The following is a 24516-nucleotide window of genomic DNA, read 5'->3' as shown; positions in this document are numbered from 1 at the left end:
TCAGACTTCGCCCTGCATCGCGGGGCGGCTCTTGACCTTGCCCAGCCAGGCCTGCACCTTCGGGTGCGCGGCCACCGGCGCGCCCACCATGGCGGAATACCCGACCACCGACCCGACCACCAGGTCCGCCAGCGAGTAATCGCCGCCCAGCATCCAGGGCTGGCGCGCCAGATGCGCGTCCAGCAGCCCCAGCAGGGAATCCAGGTCGGCGGTGGCGCGCGCGCCCTGGCCGGCATCACGGATCTGTTCATCGCCGTAGGTCGTGAGGAACAGGCGCGACAGCACCGCGCCATAGGTCACGTAGGCCCAGGCGCACCACGACAGGGCGGCCAGCCGCTCGGGCGTACCGGCGACGGGCCACAGGCCTTGCTTGACGCCCCAGTTCTCGCCCAGCCACAGATGGATCGCCAGGGCCTCGAACATCGGCGCGCCGTCCACCGTCAGCGTGGGCACCTTGCCATTGGGATTGAGGGCCAGGAATTCGGGGCGGCGCTGTTCGCCCGCGCGGATATCCACCTTGACGCGTTCGTGCGGGACCTGCAATTCGGCCAGGGCGCAGGCAATGGGGGAAGCGCTGGACTGGGGGTGCCAATAGAAAACGATAGACATGGAAAAGGCTCCGGATTTCGGGGGTGAGTGCCGCGGCCCCATGGCCGCTGACGACGGACGAACTGTAGAATCCATTGCGGACAGTTTCCGCCCTCGATACGAGGTATCGTCGCCTCACCATGCTCAGTTCCAGCAACCGCCTGCTCCGCCTGCTTTCCCTGTTGCAGACCCGCCGCCATTGGGCCGGCGCCGACCTGGCGCAAGCCTTGGCGGTGCACCCGCGCACGCTGCGGCGCGACATCGATCGGCTGCGCGAACTGGGCTACCCGATCCAGGCCAGCAGCGGCGTGGCGGGCGGCTACGCGTTTCGCGCGGGCAACACGCTGCCGCCGCTGCTGCTGGACGATGACGAGGCCATGACGGTGGCCATCACGCTGCGCACGGCGGCCACCGGCTCGGTGGGCGGGGTGGAAGAAGCCGCGCTGCGCGCCCTGGTCAAACTGGAACAGGTCATGCCCACGCGGCTGCGCCACAAGCTGGATGCGCTGCGCTCGGCCATCGTGCCGCTGCCGCGCGCAGGCCCCTTGGTGGACGCCGGCCAGCTGGCCACGCTGGCGGCGGCCTGCCGCGATCAACTCCGCGTGAATTTCGACTACGCCGACAGTCGCGGCCAGGCCAGCACAAGGCAGGTCGAGCCGCAAGGGCTGGCGCACACGGGATGGCGTTGGTATCTGGTGGCGTGGGACCCGGCGCGCGACGACTGGCGCACTTTCCGGCTGGACCGCATTGCCGGCCCCGTGGCGCTGGGCACGCACTTCGCGCCGCGGCCGCCCCCTGAAGGCGGCGACCTGCGCGCGTATGTGGCGCGTTCGGTAGGCCAGGCGCCCAATGCCGAAGAAGCCCGCATCGTGTTGCACGCGCCGCGCGCGGTGATGGCGGCGCGCATTCCGGCATCGGCCGGCCAGGTCGAGGCGCTGGACGACGACAGCCGCTGCCTGCTGCGCTGCACAGGGCAATCGCTGGAATCGCTGACGTACTGGCTGATGGCGCTGGAAGTGGAATTCGAGGTGCTGGCGCCCGACTCCCTGGCGCAGCGCTTTCAGGCGGCGGGCGAACGCGTCGCCCGCATGCTGCAACGGCGCGAGACGGGCGGCCCGACTTGAGCGCGCAGCCGGCTTGCCGACATGGGGCTGACGTCGTGCCGAAAGGCGAAACGGACGTGTCGTCGCCCCGTCAGGAGGTCAGCTGGCCAGCTTGGCCTGGTCGGCCTTGGACAGCTGCTGCATCATCAGCGCGACCTTCTCGGCGACCTTCAGCTTGTCGGCGGCCGACATCGCGTCGTAGTCTTTCTTGGAAATGCCCAGCGACGCCAGGGCGGCATAGAACATCTTGTCCTGCAGCGACATGGACGCGTAGTCCATGAATTCCTGCTCGGCCGCGGAAGCGGCTACCGGGGCCGCGCCCTTCACGCCGCCGGCCAGGGCCGAGGCGTTGCGTTGCTGCGCGTCGGCGAACGCCGTGCGGAAGGCGCCGCCTTCCGCCCCGTTGGTGGCGCTGGTCTTGCGGGCGTCCGCGGCAGTGGCGGCGGTCGACGAGTTCACAATGGTCATGGTCTGGCCGGATCGGTCAAAGTCTCGATTCTCCGAAAGTTACTCCTGCGCCGCCGCCCTCGATTGGCCGGACTGCTGCCCGATCCGGCGCCTTATCCGCCGATTGCGCCTGATGCGCATTCGGCGCCGTTCGAGTATCTTGTGACTCCCTCGCATTCACCGGAGCGCTCTTGCCATGAGTCTCGACCCGACCCCCGATACGCCCGTTTCCCCCGTCGCCGCCAATCCGCAGGCCGACGTGTTCCTGCAATTCCTGGTGAACCTGGTGAACAACGGCGGCCAGCTCAAGAGCATCGGCGTCACGTTGCAGATGGGCGGCATGCTGGTGTCCGGCTCGATCGTGTCGGGCGCCGAATACTTCGACCGCTTCGCCGAGAGCTTCGCGGATTCGCTGACGGACATGGAATCGGCAGGCCGACTGACGGTGCGCAATTCGCTGGCCGAGCTGGGCGACGTGTTCCGCCTGCCGCAACCGGCCGAACCGCTGCCCAATTACATCCACCTGGCCGACGCCCTGTTCTTCACCGCCGATGGCACGCCGATTGCCGGCCAGCCCACGCTGTGGCGCGGTCGCAGCAATGCGGTCGATGGCTTCATCCTGGGCCGCCTGCAGGCCGAGCAGATCGGCTGAGCGCGCCGCTCGATCCCGCCTGCCCCTCTGCCCCCCACCTGACCGCGTCCCGCATGCAAAGACTCCGCATCGTCCTCGCCGATGACCATCCGCTGGTGCTGATGGGCATGAGCGACCTGCTGGGCAAGGACCTGAGCTTCGATGTCGTGGCCATGCTGTCCAGCCCGACGGCGTTGGTCGAACACCTGGCCCGGGATCTGCCGCAGGTCGTCATCACCGATTATTCGATGCCCGGCGACGAGACCTACGGCGACGGCATCCGCCTGGTCAAGTACCTGATCCGCCACTACCCGACCACGCGCATCGTGGTGCTGACCATGGTGTCCAACCCCATGATCATCTCGGCGCTGTACGACGCCGGGGTCGCGGCGGTGGTGCTCAAGCGCGACGACCTGGCCGAAATCGTCACCGCGCTGCACACCCTGCAAGCCGGCCGCCGCTACTATCCACCGGACTTCCAGCGCGACGGCAGCGCGGCGGCGCGCACCCGCTTCCTGGGCGAACGCATCAACAGCCTCACGCCCAAGGAATTCGAGGTACTGCGGCACTTCGTGCGCGGCGAATCCATGATGCAGGTCGCCGACACCCTGAAGCGCAGCGTCAAGACCGTCAGCGGCCAGAAGATATCGGCCATGCGCAAGCTGAACGTGCAGACCGACCAGGAACTGGTGACGTTCTGTGCCGAAAGCGGCATGTTCCAATAGCGCCTGTCGCAACCCCCAAGAGAAGATGGCATGACGCAGCCCCCGATAACGGGCCTGGCGCTGGACCGCAAGGCAATGCAGGCGCTGATCGAACAGGCACAAGAGCGCCCCCTGGTCTTCGAAGACTGCGATTTCCAGGACGCCGACTTTTCCCGATTGGACCTGCGCGGCGCGCGCTTCACCGCCTGCGCCATCGCCGACGCCTCATTCCAGGGCGCCACGCTGGCCGATACCGAATGGCTGCGCTGCCGCGGCGGCCATGCCGTGTTCGCCTCGGCCGATGCCAGCGATGCGGTGTTCTCCGGCTGCGACCTGAACAACTCCAACTGGCGCCGCGCGCGCCTGGCCACGGCCCGCTTTCGCGGCTGCAAGCTGACGGGGTCCGACTTCGACGGCATCGCCTGCCTGGGCTGGACGCTTGAAGAATGCCTGCTGGTCGGCGCGCTGGTGCGCGGCATTTCGTTTCGCAAGACCGACCTGCACCAGCTGGATTTTTCCGATGCCGACCTGACCGGCTGCGACTTTCGCGATACGGTGTTCCACGGCGGCAGCCTGCGCAACGCCACGCTGAAGAACGCGCGCTTCGAAGGCGCCGACCTGCGCGAGGCCGACCTGGGCGGCATCGACCTGTCGGCGGCCGCCCGGCTGGCCGGCGCCGCCATTTCCAAGACCCAGGCAGCCACCCTGCTGGCCGAGCTGCGCATCACCGTGATCTGACGCGGCCGCGCAGCCGCCCCTCGCGCCCCGCCGTGACGGGGGCCATAGCCAAGCCGCCGCCCGCCCCGTACACTTGCCCGATCAGGGCCTGCCGACGTCCAGGGCGACCTGCCTTGCGTGCCCGCAGGCCCTGCCAGCCGTCGACATCTGTGTATGACCCGGGAGCTTCCCCATGCTCGAGACAGACAGCATCCAGGCGCGCAAGTCCAACGGCCAGAAGGCCCGAGAACACGCCAGGCGTTCTTCCCATGCGGCGGTCGGCAACGTCGACCGCGATCCGATCAAGCTGCTGCGCATCAACAGCGCTGGACGCGTCAAGGCGCTGATTCCGCTGCGCTACGGCCGCATGGCCGCATCCCCCTTCACCTTCTTTCGCGGCGCTGCCATCCTGCAGGCGCACGACCTGGCCGGCACGCCCCACACCGGTATCTCCATCCCCATCTGCGGCGACGCGCACCTGCTCAATTTCGGCGGTTTCGCCACGCCCGAGCGGCAGTTGCTGTTCGACCTGAACGACTTCGACGAAACCGCCACGGGCCCCTGGGAATGGGATGTGAAGCGCCTGACCGCCAGCCTGGCGGTGGCGGCGCAGCACATGGGATATGGCCGCGGCGACACGGCGGGCATCGTCATGGCGGCCGCGGCCGAGTACCAGCGCCGCATGACCGAGTATGCGCAGAACAGCACGCTGGACGTCTGGTATGAAGGCCTGACCTTCGAACGCATGCTGCAGGATGCCGAAACGCCGGAAGGCCGACGCCTGATCCAGCGCGCCATGGAGAAGGCCGCCGGCCGTACCAACGAGAGCATGCTGCGCAAGATGGCCTGGCAGGACGAAGGCCGCTGGCGCATCCGCGATGCGCCGCCCGCCCTGTTCCACCCCACCGGCCCGGCCACGCTGCTGGGTCCCGGCGAGCACTGGCCCGACACCGCCGCCTGGAAAAAGAAGATGGGCAAGTGCTATGCCGGCTACCTGGACAGCCTGGCGCCCGACCGGCGCGCGCTGCTGGCGCACTTCACCGTGCAGGACGTGGTGTTCAAGGTCGTGGGCGTGGGCAGCGTCGGCACGGTCTGCCTGGTGATGCTGATGGTGGACAGCTGGGGCAATCCGCTGTTCCTGCAGGCCAAGGAAGCCCGCCAGTCGGTCATTGCGCGCTATACCCGCAACAAGGCGCCGCCGCACGACGGGTTTCGCGTCGTGGCCGGCCAGCGCCTGCTGCAGGCTGCCAGCGACATATTCCTGGGCTGGTCGACGGGGCCCCGCGCACGCCAATACTACTTTCGACAACTGCGCGACATGAAGGTGTCGGCCGATGTCGAGAGCTTCAACCAGAAGATCCTGACCGGCTATGCCCGCATGTGCGCCCGCGCGCTGGCCCGGGCGCATGCCAAGGCCAGCGGCCACTCGGTGGAATTGGCGGCCTACATGGGCCGCTCGACCCAGTTTCCCGAAGCGCTGGTCGCCTACGCCCAGACCTATGCGCGGCAGAACGAGAAAGACTACCGCCACTTCCTGGACGCGTGCCGCGCGGGCAGGCTGCCCATGCGTACCGACGAAGACATGGCGGCGGACTTTCGCGTTTGAGTCACGCCGTCACCACGCCCATGGCCGGATCGCTGACCGTGTGCGCGCCGGTTTCCACGCGGCCGGCGAAACGGCGATAGAACGCCGGATCGCTGGAACACGTGACGGCAAAGTCGTACCACTGCCCGCTGGCGGCCAGCGCCCAGTTCATCGACGCCTTGCCGCCGCCCTGCACCGACTGCGGCCAGGGGCCGTCCTGCCGGTACGCCACCGGCGTAATGGTGAAGGTGCAGGCCTTGCCACCGGTGTTCAGCAGTTCGGTGTAGACCTCGCCATTGGCAATGTCGTAGCAGACGCGGATCTCGGGCAGCGAGCCGCTGTCCGTGATGCGGTTGGTGTCACCCTTGAAATGGCGCAGGTAGCCATTGGGACCCAGCACCCACAGGTCGTACATGCCCAGGTTGTCGGCCAGCGCGTTCCAGGTGTCATCCAGGGTCTTGCCCGGCTCGACCGCATAACGGCGCGGCAGGCGATCCAGGTGGTAGCGGTCGTAAACGTGGAACACCGCGCCCTGCGTACCGGTGTTGGCGAACACCAGCTGCACCGTGCCGGCCGCGTCGCAGCGGGCGCTGGTGTGCAGCTCGTACGGCAAGGCGCGCGAGGGCCGCGTGCCGCTGGCCTGGATCGGCAGCTGCATGTCGGTGGGCAACGGCATCTGCGGTAGCGCTTCCTGCGCGGTACGCAGCTGGTCCGCCGCGCTGCGGGTGGCGCGCCCGGCCAGGGTCGGCAGCGATTCCGTGTTGGGCGTCTTGAAGTTGAAGGCGCTGGTCAGGTCGCCGCAGATGGCGCGGCGGAACGGGCTGATGTTGGGCTCGGCCACACCGAAGCGCGCTTCCAGGAAACGCAGCACCGAGGTGTGGTCGAACACCTGCGAATTGACCCAGCCGCCGCGGCTCCAGGGCGAAATCACGTACATCGGCACGCGCGGGCCGGGGCCGTACACGCGGCCGTCCGGGGCGGGTTGGCTGGTGCTGCCGGTGGGTGCGGGGTGGTTGAAGTATTCGAACGCCATGTCGGCCGCGGGCAGCGTCGTCTTGCCCGCGAAGGCGCCGCCGCCTGCCGGCGCCGGCGCTGATGGCGATGGCACGTGGTCGAAGTAGCCGTCGTTCTCGTCGAAGTTGATCAGCAGCACCGTCTTGCTCCAGACCTCGGGCACGGCGGTCAGCGCGTCCAGCACCTCTTGCAGGAACCAGGCGCCCTGCACGGGGCTGGACGGGTCGGGGTGTTCGCAATAGATCGACGGCGCGTTCATCCAGCAGACCTGCGGCAGCTTGCCTTCGCGGATGTCGCGCTTGAAGGCATCCAGGTACTGCTCGGGCGCCGTGCCCGGCAGCGTGTTGGCGATGCCCTTGTAGAGCGGGTTGGCGGCGTTGTCGGTGGCCGGATCGTAGGCCTTGTACGGCAGCGCCTGGCCGGTGTTGGCGTACGGCGAACCGGGCGAGCCGCCGCTGGACACCGGAAAGCCCGAGGCGATGTTGGCCTGGCGGAACTGGCGAAATGCGCCCAGCATGTTGTCGCCCCATTCGTCGGGCATGTTCTGGTACGAGATCCAGCTGACGCCGGCCGCTTCCAGACGCTCGGCGTAGGTCTTCCAGGTGTAGCCCTTGTTGACGCCGGCTGGCAGGCCGTCGATCCAGTCCCATTCGTTGTTGACGAAGGCGGTGTTGGTGGCCGTGGCGCCATTGGTGCCGGTCAGGTGGAACGAGCGGTTGGCGTCGGTGCCGGTGTGCATCGCGCAGTGGTAGGCGTCGCACAGCGTGAAGGCGTTGGCCAGCGCGAACTGGAACGGAATCTCACGCTCTTTGAAGTAGCCCATCGAAATGTCGGTTTTGGACGTGGGCCACTTGGCCATGCGGCCGTGGTCCCAGGCGTTCTGGCTGTCATTCCAGCTATGCGGCGTGCCGTTGGCGCGTTGCGCGTTGTTGGCGCTGCCGTCCAGGTGGAAAGGCGTCAGCACGGCGCCGTTGCTGCGCTGCTGCTGCCAGACCTTGCGGCCGTTGGCCAGCGGAATGGTGATGCGGTCGCCAAAGCCGCGCACGCCCTTGAGCGTGCCGAAGTAATGGTCGAACGAGCGATTCTCCTGCATCAGGATGATCACATGCTCGACGTCCTTGATGGTGCCGGTGGCGTTATTGGCGGGAATGGCGAGCGCGCGGCGGATGCTGGGCGGAAAGGCGGCCAGGGCGGCGGCGGCGAAGCCCGCGCCCGTGGCGGTCTGCAGGAAATTGCGGCGGGTAGTCATCAGGTGTACTCGGGATCGTTGAGGACGGCGCAACCGCCGCTTACGGTGCGCAGCGCAGCTGGGGCGCGGGCTTGGGCTGTTCGGTCACCGGCGGCGTGGGCTGCGCGGGATCTTCATCGGAGGAATCGTCACCGCCACAGGCGGTGAGCGTGACGGCCGCGAGCAGGACCGCGGCAAGGCTTCTTGCAAGACGCTTGGAGGGCATGGGGAGGTTCTTCAGAAAGGGAGAGACCGACCTTGCCGGGCAGTACCGGCAAGACCCCAGCGAGTCTAGGAACGGGAAGTGACAGCGCCGTGAAAGGTTGCGTGTTCAAGCGGGCCGCGGCGGGTTTGCGCGGCCCTTTAGTGTGTCCAGATGCGTCAGCGCGCGGGTCGGCTGAAGCGCTGCTCGACCACCACGCCGCCCCACTGCGTGCCCTCGGCTTCGTCGGTCAGCACGAAGCCGGCGGACTCGTACAGGTGCCGCGCGGCGTCCAGCCCCTTGAAGGTCCACAGATACGTTTCGTCAACATCGAGCGTGTCGGCAAAACGCAGCGCGCGCGCCAGCAACGCGCGCCCCACGCCCACGCCGCGCAGCGATTCGTCGACGATGAACCAGCGCAGGTGCGCGGTGCGCGCGGCCGGGTCGCTGTCGATGGCGATCGAGGCCAGCGTGCGCGTGCCGTCGGTGTAGCGCCACAGGTTCTTGCCGGGCGCGGGCAGCGCTTCGGCAAAGGCGGCCAGCCCCGTGGCCACCAGGCGTTCGAACACCACGCCGAAGCCGGCGGCTTGCGCGTAGTAGCGGGCATGCAGGCTGGCCACGTCGCCGATGCAGCCGGGCGCGTAGCCTTCCTGGATCTGCGCGTCGATGGCCTCGGCGGCCTGGGCGGCGCGGGTGTTGGGGTTCTCGCGGGCCAGCGCGTCGGCATACAACGACAGGTAGCGGATCAGCGCTTCCTGGTCGTGCGGCGCCAGTTGGCGCAGCGCCTTGGACACCTGGTCGGTGGCGAACTGGTCGATGCGCTTGCGCAGTTCGACCCCGGCCGGGGTCAGCGACAGGCGCGAGGCGCGGGCGTCGCCGCTGTCGGTTTCGCGGCTGACCAGGCCGGCCGCTTCCAGCTTGGCCACCTGGCGGCTGGTATTGGATTTGTCCAGCCGCAGGATCAACGCCAGGTCGCGCGCCTGGATGCCGGGTTGCAGGCCGATCTCGATGATGGCGTGCACGGCGGACGGCGCCAGGTCGCTGTCGGCCAGCGAGGCGCGCATGAAGCCCAGCTCGCGCACCAGCTTGCGGGAGAATTCCCGCAGGTCGCGGATGGTCTGGTCACGGGATCGGGCGGGAAAGTCGATAACATCCATGATGGCGCGTCCTGAAGTTGCGGGTCGCAACCAATATACTTGCGTGTCGCAACCAAAACAAGCCCCCGGCCCATGAAAATTCAATTGCTGTCCGACCTGCACCTGGAGAACAACCCCACGTTCGTTGCGTCCCCCACCCCGGGGGCCGACCTGCTGGTGCTGGCGGGCGACATCGGTTCGTACCAGCAGCGGTCCAGGCTGACCACCGATGACTTCGGCCTGGGCACCTATTCGCCGCGCAACGGCTGGCCGACACCGGTGGTCTATGTGCCGGGCAACCACGAATACGACAACCTGGATTTCGACGAGACGCATGACCGTCTGCAGGCGCTGTGCCACGTGCTGGACATCCAGTGGCTGGAACGCGAGACCCGGGTCATCGACGGCGTGCGGCTGGTAGGCACCACGCTCTGGACCGACTTCGACGCGCTGGCCGCGCCCGGCGACACGCTGACGCAGGCGCTGAACAAGCGCGGCAAGGCATTTCGCGCGGCGGACTTCTACCTGGAAAAGGCGCAGATGCGGCGCCACGGCGCGCCCTTCATGGCCGAGCAGATGCGCGAACAGGGCCTGGCCTGTCAGGCCTGGCTGGAAGACGCGCTGCGCACGCCGTTCGATGGCCCGACGCTGGCCATCACCCACTTCGCGCCGTCCCTGGCCAGCGCCGACCCGCGCTATGGCGTCACGCCCGGCACGGCGGGATTCTGCAATGCACTGGATGCGCTCTTGCCGCTGGCCGACGTGTGGATGCACGGCCACCTGCACTGCGCGCTGGACTACGTGAAGGACGGCTGCCGCGTCATCGCCAATCCGCTGGGCTATGCCAAGAAGGGCGAACAGGAAGGCTTCCTGCCGGACGCGTTGTGGGAGGTGCCGGCGCGCTGATGCCTCGGGAGGGAATGGCGCCGACGTGCGCCGATACGGCGGCTGATGATTCCCCCGTTCAAGACGCCGCCTCCAGCTCGGCCAGCACCTGCCGCGCGATCTCGTCCAGCGACCGCCGCTGGTCCATCGCGGCGCGCTGCAAGCGGTCGTGCGCGGCCTGCTCGCTGACGCCATAGCGGCTGACCAGCAGCCACTTGGCGCGTTCCACCCGCTTGCGTTCTTCCAGCGCGCCGCGCGCCAGCGCCAACGCGTCGTCCGATTGCCGCAGGCGCAGTGCCTGTTCGCGCATCAGGTCCAGGATGGACCGTTCCATTTCCTCGCCCACGCCGTCTTCGGGCGGCGCGTCCAGGATGCGGCCTTGCAGCTTGAACAGCATGGCGGGGGCGTCGTCGCGGGCCTGGTCAGCGAAGCGGTTCAGCAGCAGGCGATGGTTGTCGAGTTCAGCGCGGGTTTCCACGATGCGGCGGTGGCACTGTAGCGTCAGCGCTTCGGCCAGCAGGCTTTCCACCGCGCGCATGGCGTCGATGCGTTCGGTGCAGACGCCGAACCACACCTCGGCCAGACCCGCGTCCACGCGCGCGGCGTCCGACGTGCGCAGCGCCATGTCGCGCAGGCGCTGCACCTGGCCAGCGCCGGGCGCCAGTTGTTCCCAGGCCGCCAGGGCGTCGGGCGCGGCGCATTGCGCAAAGCCGTCGAAGCAGCGCTTTTGCAGGTCGGCCAGTTCCAGCAGGCGGGCCTTTTGCGGTTCGGTGAAAAAGCCCGCGGTGTAGCCCATGACGCCGTGCGCCCTTTCCTGGCCGCACAGTTCCTTGCCCTGCATGAAGTTCAACAGCGCCACCAGCAGCTGCGTCACGCCCGCGTCCAGCGACGAATCGGCGGCCTCGAACACCAGCGCGAACAGGCTGGCGATCAATTTCGTGAAGGCCGCGCCGGCCTCCTCGGCCACCACCCGCCGGTCACGGATGCGGCCGCGCAGGCGCGGCAGTTCGTCCAGGCGGTACAGCGCATAGGCCACGCAATTCAGCAGCCGCGCCTTGCCGGCGCTGTGGGTGACGTCCGGTTCGAGCCGGTCGAGAAAGCGGCGCACCTCTTCTTCGACGGCAGAGGCGTCCGAGCTCAATCCGGACAGCGTCTGGCGCAGCGCATCCTGGCCCCCGCACAGATACAGGTTGGAGCAGCCGCGTTCCTTTTGCAGCACGTGGGCCAGCTTGCTGACGCGCGTGGCCAGCTCACAGGTGCTGGCCAGCGTTTCCAGCCCGTGCAGTTCGCTGCGGCGGGCGGCAAGCAGAAAGCGCAGCGTGGGCGGCATGGTGTAGGAACTCATCGTTTCACGCCGCCGCGGGCGGCGCAATTTCCACCGCGTCGCCGTTGAAGCGCGCGGGCCAGGCGCGCAGCGACTGGTCGGGGTATTCCACGCAGCCCCCATCGCGCAGGCGAAAGTGCTGCTTGTACAGCGGCGAGGCCACCACCAGTTCGCCGCCCAGGTGGCCCACGATGCCGCGGCCGATCACGTTGGCGCCGGATTTCGGGTCGCGGTTGTCGATGGCGTACAGCGTCGGGCCATCGGCGTCTGGCAGGTAGAACACGGCCACCTGGCAGCCATCGACCAGCGCCACGACGCCGGAATGGGCGACCAGGTCGCGGCGCGTGCAGGCTGGCTTCCATGCGGCGTCGTCAAGGGTCGGCGCAGCGGACGTGTCAATGGGCGGCACAGCCGCGCGGACAGCGGTTTGCGGGGGCATCAGGCGATCTCCTCGTTGATGGGAATGACACGTGGACGCTCGGCGGCGTCCGGCGCCATGGGCGCGGGGCGCGGCTGGCCGCGCTCCTGCACGAAGCGGATATCGGGATCGCCCCCCGCGCGATTGACGAAGGTGCGAAAGCGCTTGAGCTTTTCCGGGTCGGACAGGGCGTTGGCCCATTCGCATTCGTAGCGGTCCACCACGGCCTGCATCTGCGCTTCGAGTTCGGCGCCCAGGTTCAGGCTGTCGTCGATGACGACCGCTTTCAGGTAGTCCAGCCCGCCTTCGAGCGACTCGCGCCACACCGAGGTGCGCTGCAACTTGTCGGCGGTGCGGATGTAGAACATCAGCAGGCGGTCGATATAGCGGATCAGGGTGGCGTCGTCCAGGTCCTGCGCGAACAGTTCGGCGTGGCGCGGGCGCATGCCGCCGTTGCCGCACACGTACAGGTTCCAGCCGTTTTCGGTGGCGATGACGCCGATGTCCTTGCTTTGCGCCTCGGCGCATTCGCGGGTGCAGCCAGACACCGCGAACTTGAGCTTGTGCGGCGCGCGCAGGCCCTTGTAGCGGTCTTCGATGCGCAGCGCCATGGCCACGCTGTCCTGCACGCCGTAGCGGCACCAGGTGCTGCCCACGCACGACTTCACGGTGCGGGTGGACTTGCCGTAGGCGTGGCCGGTTTCGAAGCCGGCGGCGATCAGCTCGGCCCAGATGTCGGGCAGCTCGTGCAGTTGCGCGCCGAACAGGTCGATGCGCTGTCCGCCGGTGATCTTGGTGTACAGCTGGTACTTCTTGGCCACGGCGCCGATGGCGATCAGGCCGTCGGGCGTGACCTCGCCGCCCGGGATGCGCGGCACCACCGAATAGGTGCCGTTCTTCTGCATGTTGGCCATGAAGGTATCGTTGGTGTCCTGCAGCGGCACCAGGTGCGGGTCCTGGATCGGCCGATTCCAGCACGAGGCCAGGATCGACGCCACCGTCGGCTTGCACAGGTCGCAGCCGACGTGGCCGCGGCCGTGGCGCGCCAGCAGTTCCTCGAACGATTCGATACCCTGCACCCGCACAATGGCGTACAGCTCCTGGCGGGTATGGGCGAAGTGTTCGCAGAGGCTCTTGTCCACCGCCACGCCGCGACGCGCCAGCTCGTGTTCCACCACTTGCTTGAGCAGGGCCGAGCAGCCGCCGCAGCCGGTGGCCGCCTTGGTGCAGGCCTTGACGCCGCCCAGGTCCGAACAGCCGGCGTCCAGCGCGTCGCAGATCGCGCCCTTGCTGACGTTGTGGCACGAACAGACGGTGGCGGCCAGGGGCAGCGCATCCACGCCCAGTGCCGGTGCGCTCTGGCCCACGGGCAGGATCAGGCTGGCCGGGTCCTTGGGCGGGGCGATGCCGTTCTGCGCGTATTGCAGCAGCGTGTCGTAGTAGCGGTTGTCGCCCACCAGCACGGCGCCCAGCACGCGCTTGCCGTCTTCGGACACCACCAGGCGGCGGTACGACGCGCCGGCCTCGTCGATATAGCGGTAGCTGCGCGCGCCCGGCGTCACGCCGTGCGCGTCGCCGATCGAGCCCACGTCCACGCCCAGCAGCTTGAGCTTGGTGGACATGTCGGCGCCCTGGAAGGCCGCGGCATTGTCGCCGCACAGGTCCGCAGCCGCGGTGCGCGCCATCTGGTAGCCGGGCGCCACCAGGCCGAAGATGGCGCCGTTCACGGCCGCGCATTCGCCGATGGCGTAGATGTTCGAATCGCTGCTGCGGCATTGTCCATCCACCGCGATGCCGCCGCGTTCGGCCACCGCCAGGCCTGCGTGGCGCGCCAACGCATCCTGCGGCCGGATGCCGGCCGAGAACACGATCAGGTCGGTTTCCAGCGGCGCGCCTTCGGCAAAGCGCATGCGATAGCGGTACTGCGTGCCGCCCTTGATTTCCTGGGTGGCGCGCGACAGGTGCACGCCCACGCCCAGCGACTCGATGCGCGCCTTGAGCGCCGCGCCACCGGCTTCATCCAACTGCACCGGCATCAGGCGCGACGCGAATTCCACGACGTGCGCCTCCAGCCCCAGCGACTTCAACGCGTTGGCCGCTTCCAGCCCCAGCAGCCCGCCGCCCACCACCACGCCACGGCGCGCGCCATCGGCCGCCTCGCGGATGCGGTCCAGGTCGTCCAGCGTGCGGTAGACCAGCTTTGAGGCGCCCTCGGCGCCCGCGATCGGCGGCACGAACGGGTACGAGCCCGTGGCCAGCACCAGCTTGTCGTAGTGAAGGCTGCCATCTGCCGTGACCACCTGGCGCTGCTGGCGGTCGATGCGCAGCACCGGCGTGCCCAGGCGCAGCGTCAGGCCCGGCTGTTCATAGAAGGCAGCCTCGCCCAATGCCATGGATTCGGCATCGCGTCCGTCCATGTATTCCGACAGGTGCACGCGGTCGTAGGCGCGGCGAGTCTCTTCGCCGAACACCACGATGCGCCAGCGTGCGAGCGCGCCGCGTTCCACCAGTTGCTCGACGCAATGGTGGCCGACCATGCCGTTGCCGATCACGATCAGGGTCTGCATGGAATTCGGAGAAGTCGCTGTGCTCATGGTGTGTCGGCTGCCGTTGGGGTTTCGAAAAGACAAACGGCGCCCAGGACTGGAGGGTCCGGGCGCCGTTGCCTGCACTGCATGCGTTGTCTGGCCGGACTCGGGCCCGGTATGGGTTTCAAAGCAATAAGCGTGCCATCGGCATGGCGCCCGCCTGGGTCCCGCTGCGCCGCTGCGTACGCTGCTGCACCCGCCGCTGCGCACGCCCCCAAAAGAGTGCGTTGCCGCACCATCGCGGTGCAGTCGCGCACCGCCCTGCGCGCGCCGCGTCCGGGCCTCCAGGCGAAACCCCACTGGCATGGAACTTGCATCGAATGCCATATCGACCCGGCGACGCCGGGCAACAGGGCAATGGCGCCCTGCCCGTCCGGCCCCGCGGCCGCACCGGCAGGGCGCTTTTTTTTGGAAGCGAGCATGAGCGGCAACCCGCGCACCGTGGATACCGTCTGCCCCTATTGCGGCGTGGGCTGCGGCATGACCCTGCACGTCGAGGGCGAACAGGTGGTGAAGATCACCGGCCACCGCGAGCATCCCGGCAATGCCGGCCGCCTGTGCACCAAAGGCGCGTCGGCCCACGTGGCGTTGCGCCAGTCGGGGCGGCTGGAACACGCCTATGCGCGATGGCAACGCGACCAGGCCCCGGTGCCGCGCCCCCTGCGCGAGACCGTGCAGGGCACCGCCCGGCGGCTGCGCGCCCTGATCGATACCCACGGCCCGGACGCGGTGTCGCTGTATGTGTCGGGGCAGATGTCGATCGAAGCGCAGTACCTGGCCAACAAGCTGGCCAAGGGGTTCATCGGCACCAACAATATCGAATCGAATTCGCGCCTGTGCATGGCCAGCGCCGGCAGCGGCTACAAGCTGTCATTGGGTGCGGACGGGCCGCCGGGCGCGTATCAGGACATCGACCGCGCCGACCTGTTCCTGGTCATCGGCGCCAACATGGCCGACTGCCATCCGATCCTGTACCTGCGCATGATGGACCGCGTGAAGGCCGGCGCGCGCCTGATCGTGGTGGATCCGCGCCGCACCGCCACGGCCGAGAAGGCCGGGCTGCACCTGGCTATCCGCCCCGGCACCGACCTGGCGCTGCTCAATGGCCTGCTGCACCTGCTGCACCAGGCAGGCAAGACCGATACGGCCTTCATCGCCGCGCATACCGACGGCTGGGATGCCATGCCCGCCTTCCTGACGGACTATGCCCCCGAGCGGGTCGAGGCCATCACCGGCCTGCCGGCGGCGCAACTGCGCCAGGCGGCCGAATGGATCGGCGCGGCGCGGGAATGGATGAGCTGCTGGACCATGGGCCTGAACCAGAGCACCCACGGCACCTGGAACACCAACGCGCTGTGCAACCTGCACCTGGCCACCGGCGCGATCTGCCGGCCGGGCAGTGGCCCGTTTTCGTTGACCGGCCAGCCCAACGCCATGGGCGGCCGCGAAATGGGCTACATGGGGCCGGGCCTGCCGGGCCAGCGCACCGTGCTGTCCGCCGACGACCGCGCCTTTGTCGAACAGCGCTGGGGCGTGCCGGCCGGCACGTTGCACACGCGCCTGGGCAAGGGCACCATCGATCTGTTCCAGCGCATGGCGCAGGGCGAGATCAAGGCCTGCTGGATCATCTGCACCAACCCGGTCGCCAGCGTCGCCAACCGCCAGACCGTGGTGGCGGGCCTGCGCGCGGCCGAACTGGTGATCACGCAGGATGCCTACCTGGATACCGAGACCAACCGCTACGCCGACGTCCTGCTGCCCGGTGCGCTGTGGGCCGAGGCCGACGGCGTGATGATCAATTCCGAGCGCACCCTGACGCTGATGCCGCAAGCGGTGCCGCCCCCGGGCGATGCCCTGCCTGACTGGCGCCTCATTGCCGACATCGCCTGCGAGATGGGCTACGGCCACGCCTTCACCTATGCCAGCGCGGCCGAAGTGTTCGAGGAAATCACCGGCTTCTTCAACCCCGCCACCGGCTACGACCTGCGCGGCGCCAGCCATGCGCGGCTGCGCGACACCCCGCTGCAATGGCCCTGTGCACGACCGGACGGCCCCGTGCGCAATCCGATCCGCTACCTGAACGATGGCGTCAGCCAGACGCTGCGTGAGGACGCGGACGGCGCGCGCCCGCGCCTGGCGTTCGCCACCGCCAACGGCCGGGCGCAGTTCTTCGCGCGACCGCACGTCGACCCGGCCGAGCTGCCCGATGCCGATTATCCCTTGATGCTGAACACCGGGCGCGTGCAGCACCAGTGGCACACGCTGACCAAGACGGGCAAGGTGCCGATGCTGAACAAGCTCAATCCCGGGCCGTTCATCGAGATTCACCCCGACGACGCCCAGGCGCTGGGCATCGACGCGGGCGACAGCGTCGAGGTGCGTTCGCGCCGTGGCCGCGCGGTGCTGCCGGCCACGATCACCGACCGGGTGCAGCCAGGGCAGTGCTTTGCCCCCATGCACTGGAACGACGTGTACGGCGACGACCTGTGCATCAACGCGGTCACTCACGACGCCATCGATCCGTTGTCGCAGCAGCCCGAACTGAAATGCTGTGCGGTGGCGCTGTGCCGGGTGGCGGCTGCCAAGCCCAAGGCCGTCGCGCGGAGCGATGCGGCCGACGCGGCCTTGGCCGACACCGAGGCGTTGGCCGTCGGTGCCGTCCACATCGTCGGCCCCCGCCCCCGCGTAACGCTGCTATGGGCCTCGCAGACCGGCAACGCCGAAGCGCTGGTGGAAAGCCATGCCAATGCCTTGGCCGAAGCCGGCTTTCAGTTGCGCACGGCCTGCATGGCCGATGTGACGGTAGAGGCGCTGACGCGCAACCCCTACCTGCTGCTGATCAGCAGCACCTTCGGCGATGGCGACGCGCCCGACAACGGGCAGGACCTGTGGCGCGCGCTCTCAAGCGCCGATGCGCCGTCGCTGGCATCGGTGCGCTACGCGGTGCTGGCACTGGGCGACAGCAACTATGCCGCGTTCTGCGGCCACGGCCGCAACCTGGATGCACGGCTGCAAGCGCTGGGCGCGCAGCCACTGCTGGCGCGGGTCGATTGCGATACGGATTTCCAGGCGCCGGCCGATGCCTGGCTGGCGGACGTGGTGGCCGCCATACGCACGGCAGAGGGCAGCCAGCCTGCGCATCCCGCGCCGCCCGACGCCATGGCCGACGCGTTGGCGGCCGAGGATGACTGGCCCTCTGCCGCGGCGCCTGGCAACGCCGAGCCGTCATCGTCGGCCCCCTCCAAAACCCGACCCGCCCTGGCTCGCCTGGTCCGAAACCTGCGCCTGAACACGCCCGGCGGCGCCAAGGACACGCGCGCCTTCGCGCTGGATATCGGCGCGACCGGCCTGGCCTACGAGGCCGGCGACGCGCTGGGCGTATGGCCCGAGAACTGCCCTGAACTGGTACTGGAACTGCTGGCGCAGACCCGCCTGCCGCCCGACACCGTGGTGACGGTGCCGGGCGTTGGCGACATGCCGCTGGCCCAGGCCTGGGCCCAGCATTACGAGATTGCGCGGCCCGCGCCCGCCGCGCTGGCGTTGATCGCCGAGCGCACCCGCGACGCGGGCCTGCGGCAGTTGCTGGACGCGGCGCATCGCGCGGACCTGCAACACTGGCTATGGGGCAAGCAGCTGGCCGACGTGTTGCACGCCTACCCGGCAGCGCTGTCCGCCCACGAATGGCTGGGTGTGCTCAAGCGCCTGCAGCCGCGGCTGTATTCCATTTCGTCCAGCCCCAAGGCGCACCCCGGACAAGTCCACCTGACCGTCTCGGCGGTGCGCTACGACAACGGCCGACGCGCCCGCAAGGGGGTGTCGTCCACATTCCTGGCCGACCGCGCAGGCAACGTGGATGTGCCCGTCTTCGTGCAACCCACGCGTCACTTCCGCCCGCCGCAGGGCAGCGATACGCCGATGATCATGGTGGGCCCGGGCACCGGCGTCGCGCCGTTCAGGGCGTTTCTGCAAGAGCGCCAGGCACGCGGCGACCGGGGCCGCAATTGGCTGTTCTTTGGCGAGCAGCATGCGGCCAGCGATTTCTACTACCGCGAGGAATTGCAGACGTTGCAGGGCCAGGGCCTGCTCACCCGGCTGGACCTGGCTTTTTCTCGCGACCAGGCCGCTAAGGTCTACGTGCAGGACCGCATGCGCGAACATGGCGCGCAGCTGTGGGCCTGGCTGGATGCGGGCGCGCACTTCTACGTGTGCGGCGATGCCGGCCGCATGGCCAAGGACGTGGACGCCGCGCTGCGGCAGGTGGTGGCGGAACAGGGCGGCCTGGACGCCGACGCCGCCGCGGCCTATGTGGCGCAGATGGCGACGGACAAGCGGTACGTGCGGGACGTCTACTGACGCGCGCCGTGGGGCTCCAGCGGATCGACGGGATCAACGGCTTCGTGCGACGTCTCGGCCGTGCGCCCGGCGCCCAATCCCATCCCCACGCCCATGCCGGCCGCGGCCCCGCCACCGGCCCCTGCGCCACCGCCCTTGCCGCCCCCGCGCGCCTCGCCGCGGGCGTTGCCTTCGCTTTTGCCGCGCGTGCCTGCGGGCCGGGTCGGGCCCTGCCGGGGAATCTCCAGCCCCACCGGCACGGGTTCCAGATCCAGCACGCCCCGGATGAAGTCGCGCAGCGAAATCACCAGTTCGGCGGTCTGGATGCTGCGTCCGGCCGTCAGGTCCGACGCGGCGCGCGCCGCCAGCCGCACCTGTTCTTCGGTGCCCAGCAGGATGATGTCGGACAGCGCGGCCTCGACCGCGTCGCGCACGCGTCTGCGGCGCTCGCCGCCTGGCAAATCACCGCCCGAGAGGTCGGCCCCGGGTGCGTCGATCCCGTCAGGGTCGGCATCAAGGTCCGCCTGCGCCACGGGCACGCCGCGGCGCAGGTCGCGCAGATGGGTCGGGTCCACCGCCAGGTTGCCAGTGAACGAGCCGCCCAGCGTCTTGTAGGCCGCGATCAACGTGCGCAGGCGCTCGTTGATCTGGCGGTTCTCGCGCTCGCGGCGCTGCTGGATGGTCTGCATGACCAGCAGGCGAATCCCCACCCCGATCAGGGTGATGACCGCCAGCCCCAACAGGGTGGACAGCACGGCTTGCCAGGAACTGAAGTCGAGATTGCGCATGCGTGTCCTTGTTCCCGCGCGGCGGGATCAGGGCGCCGGATTCGGGTGGCGCACGTGGATCTGGTCAATGGCCTTGAGCACGTCGGCGGACAGTTCCACGTCGACGCTGTCGATATTTTCCTTCAATTGATCCAGGTTGGTGGCGCCGATCAGGTTGCTGGTGACGAACGGGCGCTGGTTGACCCAGGCCAGGGCCAGGTGAGTGGGCGACACGCCGTGCTGGCGCGCCAGTTCGACGTATTCGCGGGTGGCGGCCTCGGCCTGCGGGTTGCTGTAGCGCGTGAAGCGCGTGTACAGCGTCAGGCGCGCATTGGCCGGACGGGCGCCGTCCAGGTACTTGCCGCACAGCATGCCCATCGCCAGCGGCGAATAGGCCAACAGGCCCACGCCTTCGTGGTGGGTGAATTCGGACAGGCCGATTTCATACACGCGGTTGAGCAGGCTGTAGGCGTTTTGAATGGACGCGATGCGCGGCAGGCCCAGGTTGTCGGACGCCTTCAGGAATTGCGACACGCCCCACGGCGTTTCGTTGGATACGCCCACGTGGCGCACCTTGCCGGCGCGCACGAAATCCTGCAAGACCGACAGGGTTTCTTCGATCGGCACGGTGTGGTCGTCCTTGACCCACGGATACGACAGCTGGCCGAAAGTGGCGGTGGTGCGGTCGGGCCAATGCAGCTGGTACAGGTCCAGGTAGTCCGTCTGCAGGCGCTTCAGGCTGGCGTCCAGCGCTTCGGTCAGGTTCTTGCGATCCAGGAAGGTCTTGCCGTCGCGGATGTGGCCGGGGCGCTTGGGATCGCGCACCGGGCCGGCCACCTTGCTGGCCAGCACGATGTCCTGGCGACGCTTGCTGCGCGCCAGCCAGGTGCCGATATAGGTTTCGGTCAGGCCCTGGGTTTCGGGCTTGGGCGGCACGGGATACATCTCGGCCACGTCGACCAGGTTGATGCCGCGCTCCAGCGCGTAATCCAGCTGCTGGTGGGCTTCGGCCTCGGTATTCTGCTCGCCCCAGGTCATGGTGCCCAGGCCGATCAGGCTGACGTCCAGGTCGGTACGGCCGAGTTTGCGGTATTTCAAGTTCTGCTCCGTGCGGTGTCACTGAAGGGGAACGGTTACCTTACCGCAACTCGGTTGGCGTTTTGCTGACGGCGGCCGGCCGTTGGGCCATCCCGTGGACGGCCGGGCCGCCAGGCATGGGGCGCGCCCCGCCTTACGCGATGGCTTCGCGCACCCAGGCGATCACGTCGCCGTGGCGCGGCGCCCAACCCAGTTCCCGGCGCGCCTTGCCCGACCGTACCCGGCTGTTGGACCCCAGGGCATAGGCGCCCAGGTCCTGCCCCCAGTACGCCACCGCCTGGACGGGGTCCCACGCCTGGGCCGGCCCCAGCTTCAGTGCCTGGGCGATGGCGCCCACCAGGTCGACAAAGGCCGTTTCGCCGTTTTCGACAAAATAGAAGCTGCCCGCCGGCGCCTGGGCCAGCGCCAGGTGGTACAGCTCGGCCACGTCCGCAATGTGCACGTTGGACCAGCGGTTCAGGCCCCGGCCCACGTGGCGCGCGATGCCGCTTTCGCGGGCCTGCGCCACCAGCGGCGGAATCTGCACGCTCTGCGCGCGCGGCGCATCGGTGGAACCATAGATCAGGCTGTGGCACAGCACGACGCTGCGCACGCCCGGCGCGGCGCCCAGGATCAGGTCGTTGATGGCAATGCGCGCCACCTTGCCGGGCACCGGTTCGACCGGCGTGGTTTCGTCGAACACCGCGTCCCCCGGCTCGCCCAGCGCATCGTCGCTGACCAGGCTGCTGCCGCTGGTGTGGACGAACGCCTTGCCGCTGCCGGCCAGCCCGTCCAGCAGCGCTTCGACCGCGCCGCGGTGGTCGCTGCTGGCCGCGTTGATGACGGCATCGGCGGCCTGCGCTTCGGCCTTGAGCAGTGCGGCGTCGTCCAGCGTGCCCAGCACGGGTTCGATGCCGAATCGGCGCAGTTCGTCCGCACGGTCCGGGTTGCGGATCAGGCCGCGGACCTGATGGCCGGCGCGGGCCATCGAGGCAGCCACCGCGCCACCGATGAAACCGCTGGCGCCTGTGATGAATAGCTTCATGATGCGTTGCTCCTTGCGTGCCGCGTCCGGGGCCAGCCCCGCGGACGCGGCGGTTCAATCGTGGCGGAGATCAATCCCACGCGGCGGCCAGGCCGTCGGGGCTGACTTCGCGGCCGTTGCGATCCAGCGCGGCGATCTGCGCCATGTCGTCCTCGGTCAGGCGCAGGTCGCGGGCCAGCAGGTTGCTGGCCAGGTTGTCGCGCTTGGTCGACGACGGAATCACGGCAAAGCCGCGCTGCAACGCCCAGGCCAGGGCCACCTGGGCCGGCGTGGCGTTGTGGCGCTGCGCGATCTGGCCGATCACGGGGTCCTTGAGCACCTTGCCGTAGGCCAGGGTCATGTACGAGGTGATGTGAATGCCCTGATCCTGCAGGAAGCTCACCAGCGTGGGGCTTTGCAGGTACGGGCTCAGTTCGATCTGGTTGGTGGCGATGGCGTCCTTGCCCACCGCGGCGATGGCCTCGCGGGTTTCGGCGATGGGGAAGTTGGAAATGCCGATCTGGCGCGTCAGGCCCTGTTCGCGGGCATCGGCCAGCGCGGCCATGAATTCGGCCACGGACACGCCGTTGCCGGGCGCGGGCCAATGGATCAGGGTCAGGTCGACGTAGTCGGTGCGCAGCTTGGCCAGGCTTTCCTTCAGGCTGGGCACCAGTTTCGCGCGGCTATAGTGGGGCACCCAGATCTTGGTGGTCAGGAACAGGTCGCCACGGGCCACGCCGCTGGCCTCGATGGCCTGGCCGACCTCGGCTTCGTTTTCATAGATCTGGGCGGTATCGACGGCGCGGTAGCCCACGTCCAGCGCGTTGCGCACCGAATCGATGACGACCTGGCCCTGCAGGCGGAAGGTCCCCACGCCAAAAGACGGAATGCTCATGTAAAAACTCCGGATAAGTGTTGGAATGGGTTCAGTGTGCCTGCGCGATACTTGCGGAATAAGCCCTGTATTGGCGAAATACTTTTGATATAACGTCAAATATGAAGACGACACTCGACGAAATGCAGGTCTTTATCGCCATCGTGGACAGCGGCTCGATCACCGCCGCGGCCGATGCGCTGCAGCAGACCATTTCCGCCACCAGCCGCACCATGAGCCGGCTGGAGGAAAAGCTGCAGACCACGCTGATGCGCCGCACCACCCGCCGGCTGGAACTGACCGAAGAGGGCCGCGCCTACCTGGAGCAGGCCAGGAAGATCATCGCCGCCGTCGAGGAAACCGAAGAACTGATGACCGCGCGCCGCAACCAGCCGGCCGGCCGCCTGCGGGTCGATGCGGCCTCGCCCTTCATGCTGCACGTCATCGTGCCGCTGGTGCCGGGCTACCGCGCGCGCTATCCCAAGGTCGAACTGGAACTGAACAGCAACGAAGGCAACATCGACCTGCTCGAACGCCGCACCGACCTGGCGCTGCGCATCGGCAGCCTGAAGGATTCGTCGCTGCACGCGGTGCCCATCGGCCGCAGCCGCGTGCGGGTGCTGGCCAGCCCCGCCTACCTGGCCGCGCAGGGCACGCCCAAGCGCATCGACGACCTGCAGGCCCATACGCTGCTGGGCTTCTCGCAGCTGGAAGCGCTGAATCAATGGCCGCTGGCCGACAGCACCGGCGAACCCTTGCACATCCAGCCCGCCATCCGCTCGCACAGCGGCGAAACCCTGCGGCAACTGGCGCTGCACGGCGCCGGCATCGTCTGCCTGTCCGACTTCATGACCCGCGGCGACCGCCAGTCGGGCGCCTTGCAGCAGCTGTTTGCGCGCCAGACGCTGGACGTGCGCCAGCCGATCAACGCGGTCTACTATCGCAATACCGCGATCTCCTCGCGCATCAAGTCGTTCATCGACTACCTGACCGAAACCCTGGGCCCGCGCGGCTTTGAGGAGTAGGCGGCGGGCGGTCCCGCGGCGGGCGATCCCGCGGCGGGCGACCCCGCGGCGGGCGACCCCGCGGCCGGCGCACCGGCGGTGCGGCATAATGGCCGCTTGACCCCGCAACACCGCGCAACACCATGAAGAACAGCTCCAAAGGCGGACTCGTCTATTCCACCGACGGCGGCCGAATGTGCCCGGATTGCCGGCGCTCGCTTGCCGATTGCCAATGCCAGGCGCCAGCGCGCCCTGCCCCGGCCCCCGGCGGCGTGCGCGTGATGCGGGAAACCAAGGGCCGCGGCGGCAAGGCCGTGACCGTGGTGAAAGGCCTGCCGCTGGACGCCGACGCGCTCGCCGCGCTGGGCAAGCAATTGCGCACCACCTGCGGCTCGGGCGGCACCGTCAAGGACGGCATCATCGAAGTCCAGGGCGACCACTGCGACCGCATCCTGGACGCACTCAACAAACTGGGCCACCGCGCCAAACGCGCCGGAGGCTGACGCCATGACCCTGAACCCCGAACTCGTCGACAGCTGGCACGCCCACGTCTACTTCAACGCCGACAGCCGCGACGCGGCCTGGGCCCTGCGCGAACAGGTCATCGCGCACTTCGGCGACACGGTCGACATGGGCCGCTTCCATGAGCGCCCGGTCGGCCCGCATCCGCAATGGAGCTACCAGATCGCGTTCGCGCCGCCCGCGCTGCATCAGGTGATCACGTGGCTGACGCTGAACCATGGCGCATTGGACGTGTTCCTGCACCCCAACACCGGCCAGTCACTGCGCGACCACCGCGACTGCGCCGTATGGATCGGGCATAGCCATGTGTTGAACCTGGCGGCGCTGGGCGGCTAGGCTGCCGGCG

22 protein-coding genes are annotated in these 24516 nt (G+C 68.6%); 10 read left to right on the top strand and 12 right to left on the bottom strand.

Annotation, left to right across the window (positions count from 1 at the left end; translation table 11 throughout):
- Positions 1-609, bottom strand: a complete 609-nt coding sequence (locus tag AC3WMR_RS15420; protein WP_492264326.1) for a glutathione S-transferase family protein — start codon at positions 607-609, stop codon at positions 1-3.
- Between the two features lie 119 nt (positions 610-728).
- On the opposite strand from AC3WMR_RS15420, the gene AC3WMR_RS15415 reads away from it, so the two are divergent.
- Positions 729-1712, top strand: coding sequence for a helix-turn-helix transcriptional regulator (locus AC3WMR_RS15415; RefSeq protein ID WP_492264327.1), 984 nt, complete (start codon positions 729-731; stop codon positions 1710-1712).
- A gap of 78 nt (positions 1713-1790) precedes the next feature.
- Here AC3WMR_RS15415 and AC3WMR_RS15410 read toward each other — a convergent pair whose 3' ends face one another.
- Positions 1791-2159, bottom strand: a complete 369-nt coding sequence (locus AC3WMR_RS15410) for a hypothetical protein (protein ID WP_492264328.1) — start codon at positions 2157-2159, stop codon at positions 1791-1793.
- Between the two features lie 175 nt (positions 2160-2334).
- Between AC3WMR_RS15410 and gvpU the strand changes: the two genes are divergently transcribed.
- From gvpU to AC3WMR_RS15390, 4 genes are all read left to right on the top strand, one after another.
- Complete coding sequence (gene gvpU / locus AC3WMR_RS15405; RefSeq protein ID WP_492264329.1) at positions 2335-2790, top strand: gas vesicle accessory protein GvpU; 456 nt, start codon at positions 2335-2337, stop codon at positions 2788-2790.
- A 53-nt stretch (positions 2791-2843) separates the two neighbouring features.
- The gene (locus AC3WMR_RS15400; protein ID WP_492264330.1) at positions 2844-3494 is read left to right on the top strand and encodes a response regulator; all 651 of its coding nucleotides are present in this window, start codon (positions 2844-2846) and stop codon (positions 3492-3494) included.
- A gap of 30 nt (positions 3495-3524) precedes the next feature.
- A complete protein-coding gene (locus AC3WMR_RS15395; protein ID WP_492264331.1) occupies positions 3525-4211 on the top strand; it encodes a pentapeptide repeat-containing protein in 687 nt (228 codons plus the stop codon).
- A gap of 172 nt (positions 4212-4383) precedes the next feature.
- A complete protein-coding gene (locus AC3WMR_RS15390; protein WP_492264332.1) occupies positions 4384-5796 on the top strand; it encodes a DUF2252 domain-containing protein in 1413 nt (470 codons plus the stop codon).
- Between the two features lies 1 nt (position 5797).
- On the opposite strand, the gene AC3WMR_RS15385 is transcribed toward AC3WMR_RS15390, so the two are convergent.
- The 3 genes from AC3WMR_RS15385 to AC3WMR_RS15375 all read right to left on the bottom strand — a co-directional run bounded on the left by AC3WMR_RS15385 (position 5798) and on the right by AC3WMR_RS15375 (position 9376).
- On the bottom strand, positions 5798-8038 hold the full coding sequence (locus AC3WMR_RS15385; protein ID WP_492264333.1) for a phosphocholine-specific phospholipase C: 2241 nt from the start codon (positions 8036-8038) through the stop codon (positions 5798-5800).
- 40 nt (positions 8039-8078) lie between these two features.
- Positions 8079-8243: a hypothetical protein gene (locus AC3WMR_RS15380; protein ID WP_492264334.1), complete on the bottom strand. Its 165-nt coding sequence runs from the start codon at positions 8241-8243 to the stop codon at positions 8079-8081.
- A 155-nt stretch (positions 8244-8398) separates the two neighbouring features.
- Complete coding sequence (locus AC3WMR_RS15375; protein WP_492264335.1) at positions 8399-9376, bottom strand: GNAT family N-acetyltransferase; 978 nt, start codon at positions 9374-9376, stop codon at positions 8399-8401.
- 72 nt (positions 9377-9448) lie between these two features.
- Here AC3WMR_RS15375 and AC3WMR_RS15370 point away from each other — a divergent pair, with 72 nt between their 5' ends.
- Positions 9449-10261: a metallophosphoesterase gene (locus AC3WMR_RS15370; RefSeq protein ID WP_492264336.1), complete on the top strand. Its 813-nt coding sequence runs from the start codon at positions 9449-9451 to the stop codon at positions 10259-10261.
- A 58-nt stretch (positions 10262-10319) separates the two neighbouring features.
- Here the strand turns inward: AC3WMR_RS15370 and AC3WMR_RS15365 are convergent, their stop codons facing one another.
- Genes AC3WMR_RS15365 through nirB form a run of 3 tightly spaced genes read right to left on the bottom strand, consistent with a single transcriptional unit; the run spans position 10320 to position 14576 of the window.
- The gene (locus tag AC3WMR_RS15365) at positions 10320-11585 is read right to left on the bottom strand and encodes a nitrate- and nitrite sensing domain-containing protein (protein WP_492264337.1); all 1266 of its coding nucleotides are present in this window, start codon (positions 11583-11585) and stop codon (positions 10320-10322) included.
- Between the two features lie 4 nt (positions 11586-11589).
- The gene (gene nirD / locus AC3WMR_RS15360; RefSeq protein WP_492264338.1) at positions 11590-12003 is read right to left on the bottom strand and encodes a nitrite reductase small subunit NirD; all 414 of its coding nucleotides are present in this window, start codon (positions 12001-12003) and stop codon (positions 11590-11592) included.
- Positions 12003-14576 (bottom strand): nitrite reductase large subunit NirB, encoded by a 2574-nt coding sequence (gene nirB, locus AC3WMR_RS15355; RefSeq protein WP_492264339.1) that lies wholly within the window; start codon positions 14574-14576, stop codon positions 12003-12005. The genes nirD and nirB overlap by 1 nt, the downstream gene beginning before the upstream one ends.
- A 414-nt stretch (positions 14577-14990) precedes the next feature.
- On the opposite strand from nirB, the gene AC3WMR_RS15350 reads away from it, so the two are divergent.
- Entirely contained in the window at positions 14991-18923 is a 3933-nt protein-coding gene (locus AC3WMR_RS15350) for a bifunctional nitrate reductase/sulfite reductase flavoprotein subunit alpha (RefSeq protein ID WP_492264340.1), read from the top strand.
- On the opposite strand, the gene AC3WMR_RS15345 is transcribed toward AC3WMR_RS15350, so the two are convergent.
- The 4 genes from AC3WMR_RS15345 to dkgB form a co-directional block, all read right to left on the bottom strand.
- The gene (locus AC3WMR_RS15345; protein WP_492264341.1) at positions 18917-19690 is read right to left on the bottom strand and encodes a hypothetical protein; all 774 of its coding nucleotides are present in this window, start codon (positions 19688-19690) and stop codon (positions 18917-18919) included. The two genes, AC3WMR_RS15350 and AC3WMR_RS15345, sit on opposite strands and share 7 nt — an antisense overlap.
- Before the next feature lie 27 nt (positions 19691-19717).
- Entirely contained in the window at positions 19718-20767 is a 1050-nt protein-coding gene (locus AC3WMR_RS15340; protein WP_175191234.1) for an NADP(H)-dependent aldo-keto reductase, read from the bottom strand.
- A gap of 133 nt (positions 20768-20900) precedes the next feature.
- Complete coding sequence (locus tag AC3WMR_RS15335) at positions 20901-21791, bottom strand: NAD-dependent epimerase/dehydratase family protein (protein WP_492264342.1); 891 nt, start codon at positions 21789-21791, stop codon at positions 20901-20903.
- Between the two features lie 70 nt (positions 21792-21861).
- On the bottom strand, positions 21862-22665 hold the full coding sequence (dkgB, locus tag AC3WMR_RS15330; protein WP_492264343.1) for a 2,5-didehydrogluconate reductase DkgB: 804 nt from the start codon (positions 22663-22665) through the stop codon (positions 21862-21864).
- A 101-nt stretch (positions 22666-22766) separates the two neighbouring features.
- On the opposite strand from dkgB, the gene AC3WMR_RS15325 reads away from it, so the two are divergent.
- From AC3WMR_RS15325 to AC3WMR_RS15315, 3 genes are all read left to right on the top strand, one after another.
- Positions 22767-23669 (top strand): LysR substrate-binding domain-containing protein, encoded by a 903-nt coding sequence (locus tag AC3WMR_RS15325; protein ID WP_492264344.1) that lies wholly within the window; start codon positions 22767-22769, stop codon positions 23667-23669.
- Positions 23670-23791: 122 nt separating this feature from the next.
- Entirely contained in the window at positions 23792-24151 is a 360-nt protein-coding gene (locus AC3WMR_RS15320) for a translation initiation factor Sui1 (protein ID WP_492264345.1), read from the top strand.
- A gap of 4 nt (positions 24152-24155) precedes the next feature.
- On the top strand, positions 24156-24506 hold the full coding sequence (locus tag AC3WMR_RS15315) for a DOPA 4,5-dioxygenase family protein (protein ID WP_492264346.1): 351 nt from the start codon (positions 24156-24158) through the stop codon (positions 24504-24506).
- The last annotated feature ends 10 nt before the right edge of the window (positions 24507-24516 follow it).

The organism is Achromobacter sp. FW305-C-28 (genome assembly GCF_058783235.1).
This window is presented reverse-complemented; position numbering and strand designations above follow the sequence as displayed.

What these genes read in the sequence shown, in the direction of transcription:
- AC3WMR_RS15410 (WP_492264328.1), bottom strand. Translation starts at nt 2,159, where the DNA reads ATGACCATTGTGAACTCGTCGACCGCCGCCACTGCCGCGGACGCCCGC.
- AC3WMR_RS15385 (WP_492264333.1), bottom strand. Translation starts at nt 8,038, where the DNA reads ATGACTACCCGCCGCAATTTCCTGCAGACCGCCACGGGCGCGGGCTTC.
- nirB (WP_492264339.1), bottom strand. Translation starts at nt 14,576, where the DNA reads ATGAGCACAGCGACTTCTCCGAATTCCATGCAGACCCTGATCGTGATC.
- AC3WMR_RS15390 (WP_492264332.1), top strand. Translation starts at nt 4,384, where the DNA reads ATGCTCGAGACAGACAGCATCCAGGCGCGCAAGTCCAACGGCCAGAAG.
- AC3WMR_RS15345 (WP_492264341.1), bottom strand. Translation starts at nt 19,690, where the DNA reads ATGCGCAATCTCGACTTCAGTTCCTGGCAAGCCGTGCTGTCCACCCTG.
- AC3WMR_RS15350 (WP_492264340.1), top strand. Translation starts at nt 14,991, where the DNA reads ATGAGCGGCAACCCGCGCACCGTGGATACCGTCTGCCCCTATTGCGGC.
- gvpU (WP_492264329.1), top strand. Translation starts at nt 2,335, where the DNA reads ATGAGTCTCGACCCGACCCCCGATACGCCCGTTTCCCCCGTCGCCGCC.
- AC3WMR_RS15335 (WP_492264342.1), bottom strand. Translation starts at nt 21,791, where the DNA reads ATGAAGCTATTCATCACAGGCGCCAGCGGTTTCATCGGTGGCGCGGTG.
- AC3WMR_RS15380 (WP_492264334.1), bottom strand. Translation starts at nt 8,243, where the DNA reads ATGCCCTCCAAGCGTCTTGCAAGAAGCCTTGCCGCGGTCCTGCTCGCG.
- AC3WMR_RS15415 (WP_492264327.1), top strand. Translation starts at nt 729, where the DNA reads ATGCTCAGTTCCAGCAACCGCCTGCTCCGCCTGCTTTCCCTGTTGCAG.
- dkgB (WP_492264343.1), bottom strand. Translation starts at nt 22,665, where the DNA reads ATGAGCATTCCGTCTTTTGGCGTGGGGACCTTCCGCCTGCAGGGCCAG.
- AC3WMR_RS15365 (WP_492264337.1), bottom strand. Translation starts at nt 11,585, where the DNA reads ATGAGTTCCTACACCATGCCGCCCACGCTGCGCTTTCTGCTTGCCGCC.
- AC3WMR_RS15400 (WP_492264330.1), top strand. Translation starts at nt 2,844, where the DNA reads ATGCAAAGACTCCGCATCGTCCTCGCCGATGACCATCCGCTGGTGCTG.
- AC3WMR_RS15315 (WP_492264346.1), top strand. Translation starts at nt 24,156, where the DNA reads ATGACCCTGAACCCCGAACTCGTCGACAGCTGGCACGCCCACGTCTAC.
- AC3WMR_RS15325 (WP_492264344.1), top strand. Translation starts at nt 22,767, where the DNA reads ATGAAGACGACACTCGACGAAATGCAGGTCTTTATCGCCATCGTGGAC.
- AC3WMR_RS15320 (WP_492264345.1), top strand. Translation starts at nt 23,792, where the DNA reads ATGAAGAACAGCTCCAAAGGCGGACTCGTCTATTCCACCGACGGCGGC.
- AC3WMR_RS15395 (WP_492264331.1), top strand. Translation starts at nt 3,525, where the DNA reads ATGACGCAGCCCCCGATAACGGGCCTGGCGCTGGACCGCAAGGCAATG.
- AC3WMR_RS15370 (WP_492264336.1), top strand. Translation starts at nt 9,449, where the DNA reads ATGAAAATTCAATTGCTGTCCGACCTGCACCTGGAGAACAACCCCACG.
- nirD (WP_492264338.1), bottom strand. Translation starts at nt 12,003, where the DNA reads ATGCCCCCGCAAACCGCTGTCCGCGCGGCTGTGCCGCCCATTGACACG.
- AC3WMR_RS15420 (WP_492264326.1), bottom strand. Translation starts at nt 609, where the DNA reads ATGTCTATCGTTTTCTATTGGCACCCCCAGTCCAGCGCTTCCCCCATT.
- AC3WMR_RS15375 (WP_492264335.1), bottom strand. Translation starts at nt 9,376, where the DNA reads ATGGATGTTATCGACTTTCCCGCCCGATCCCGTGACCAGACCATCCGC.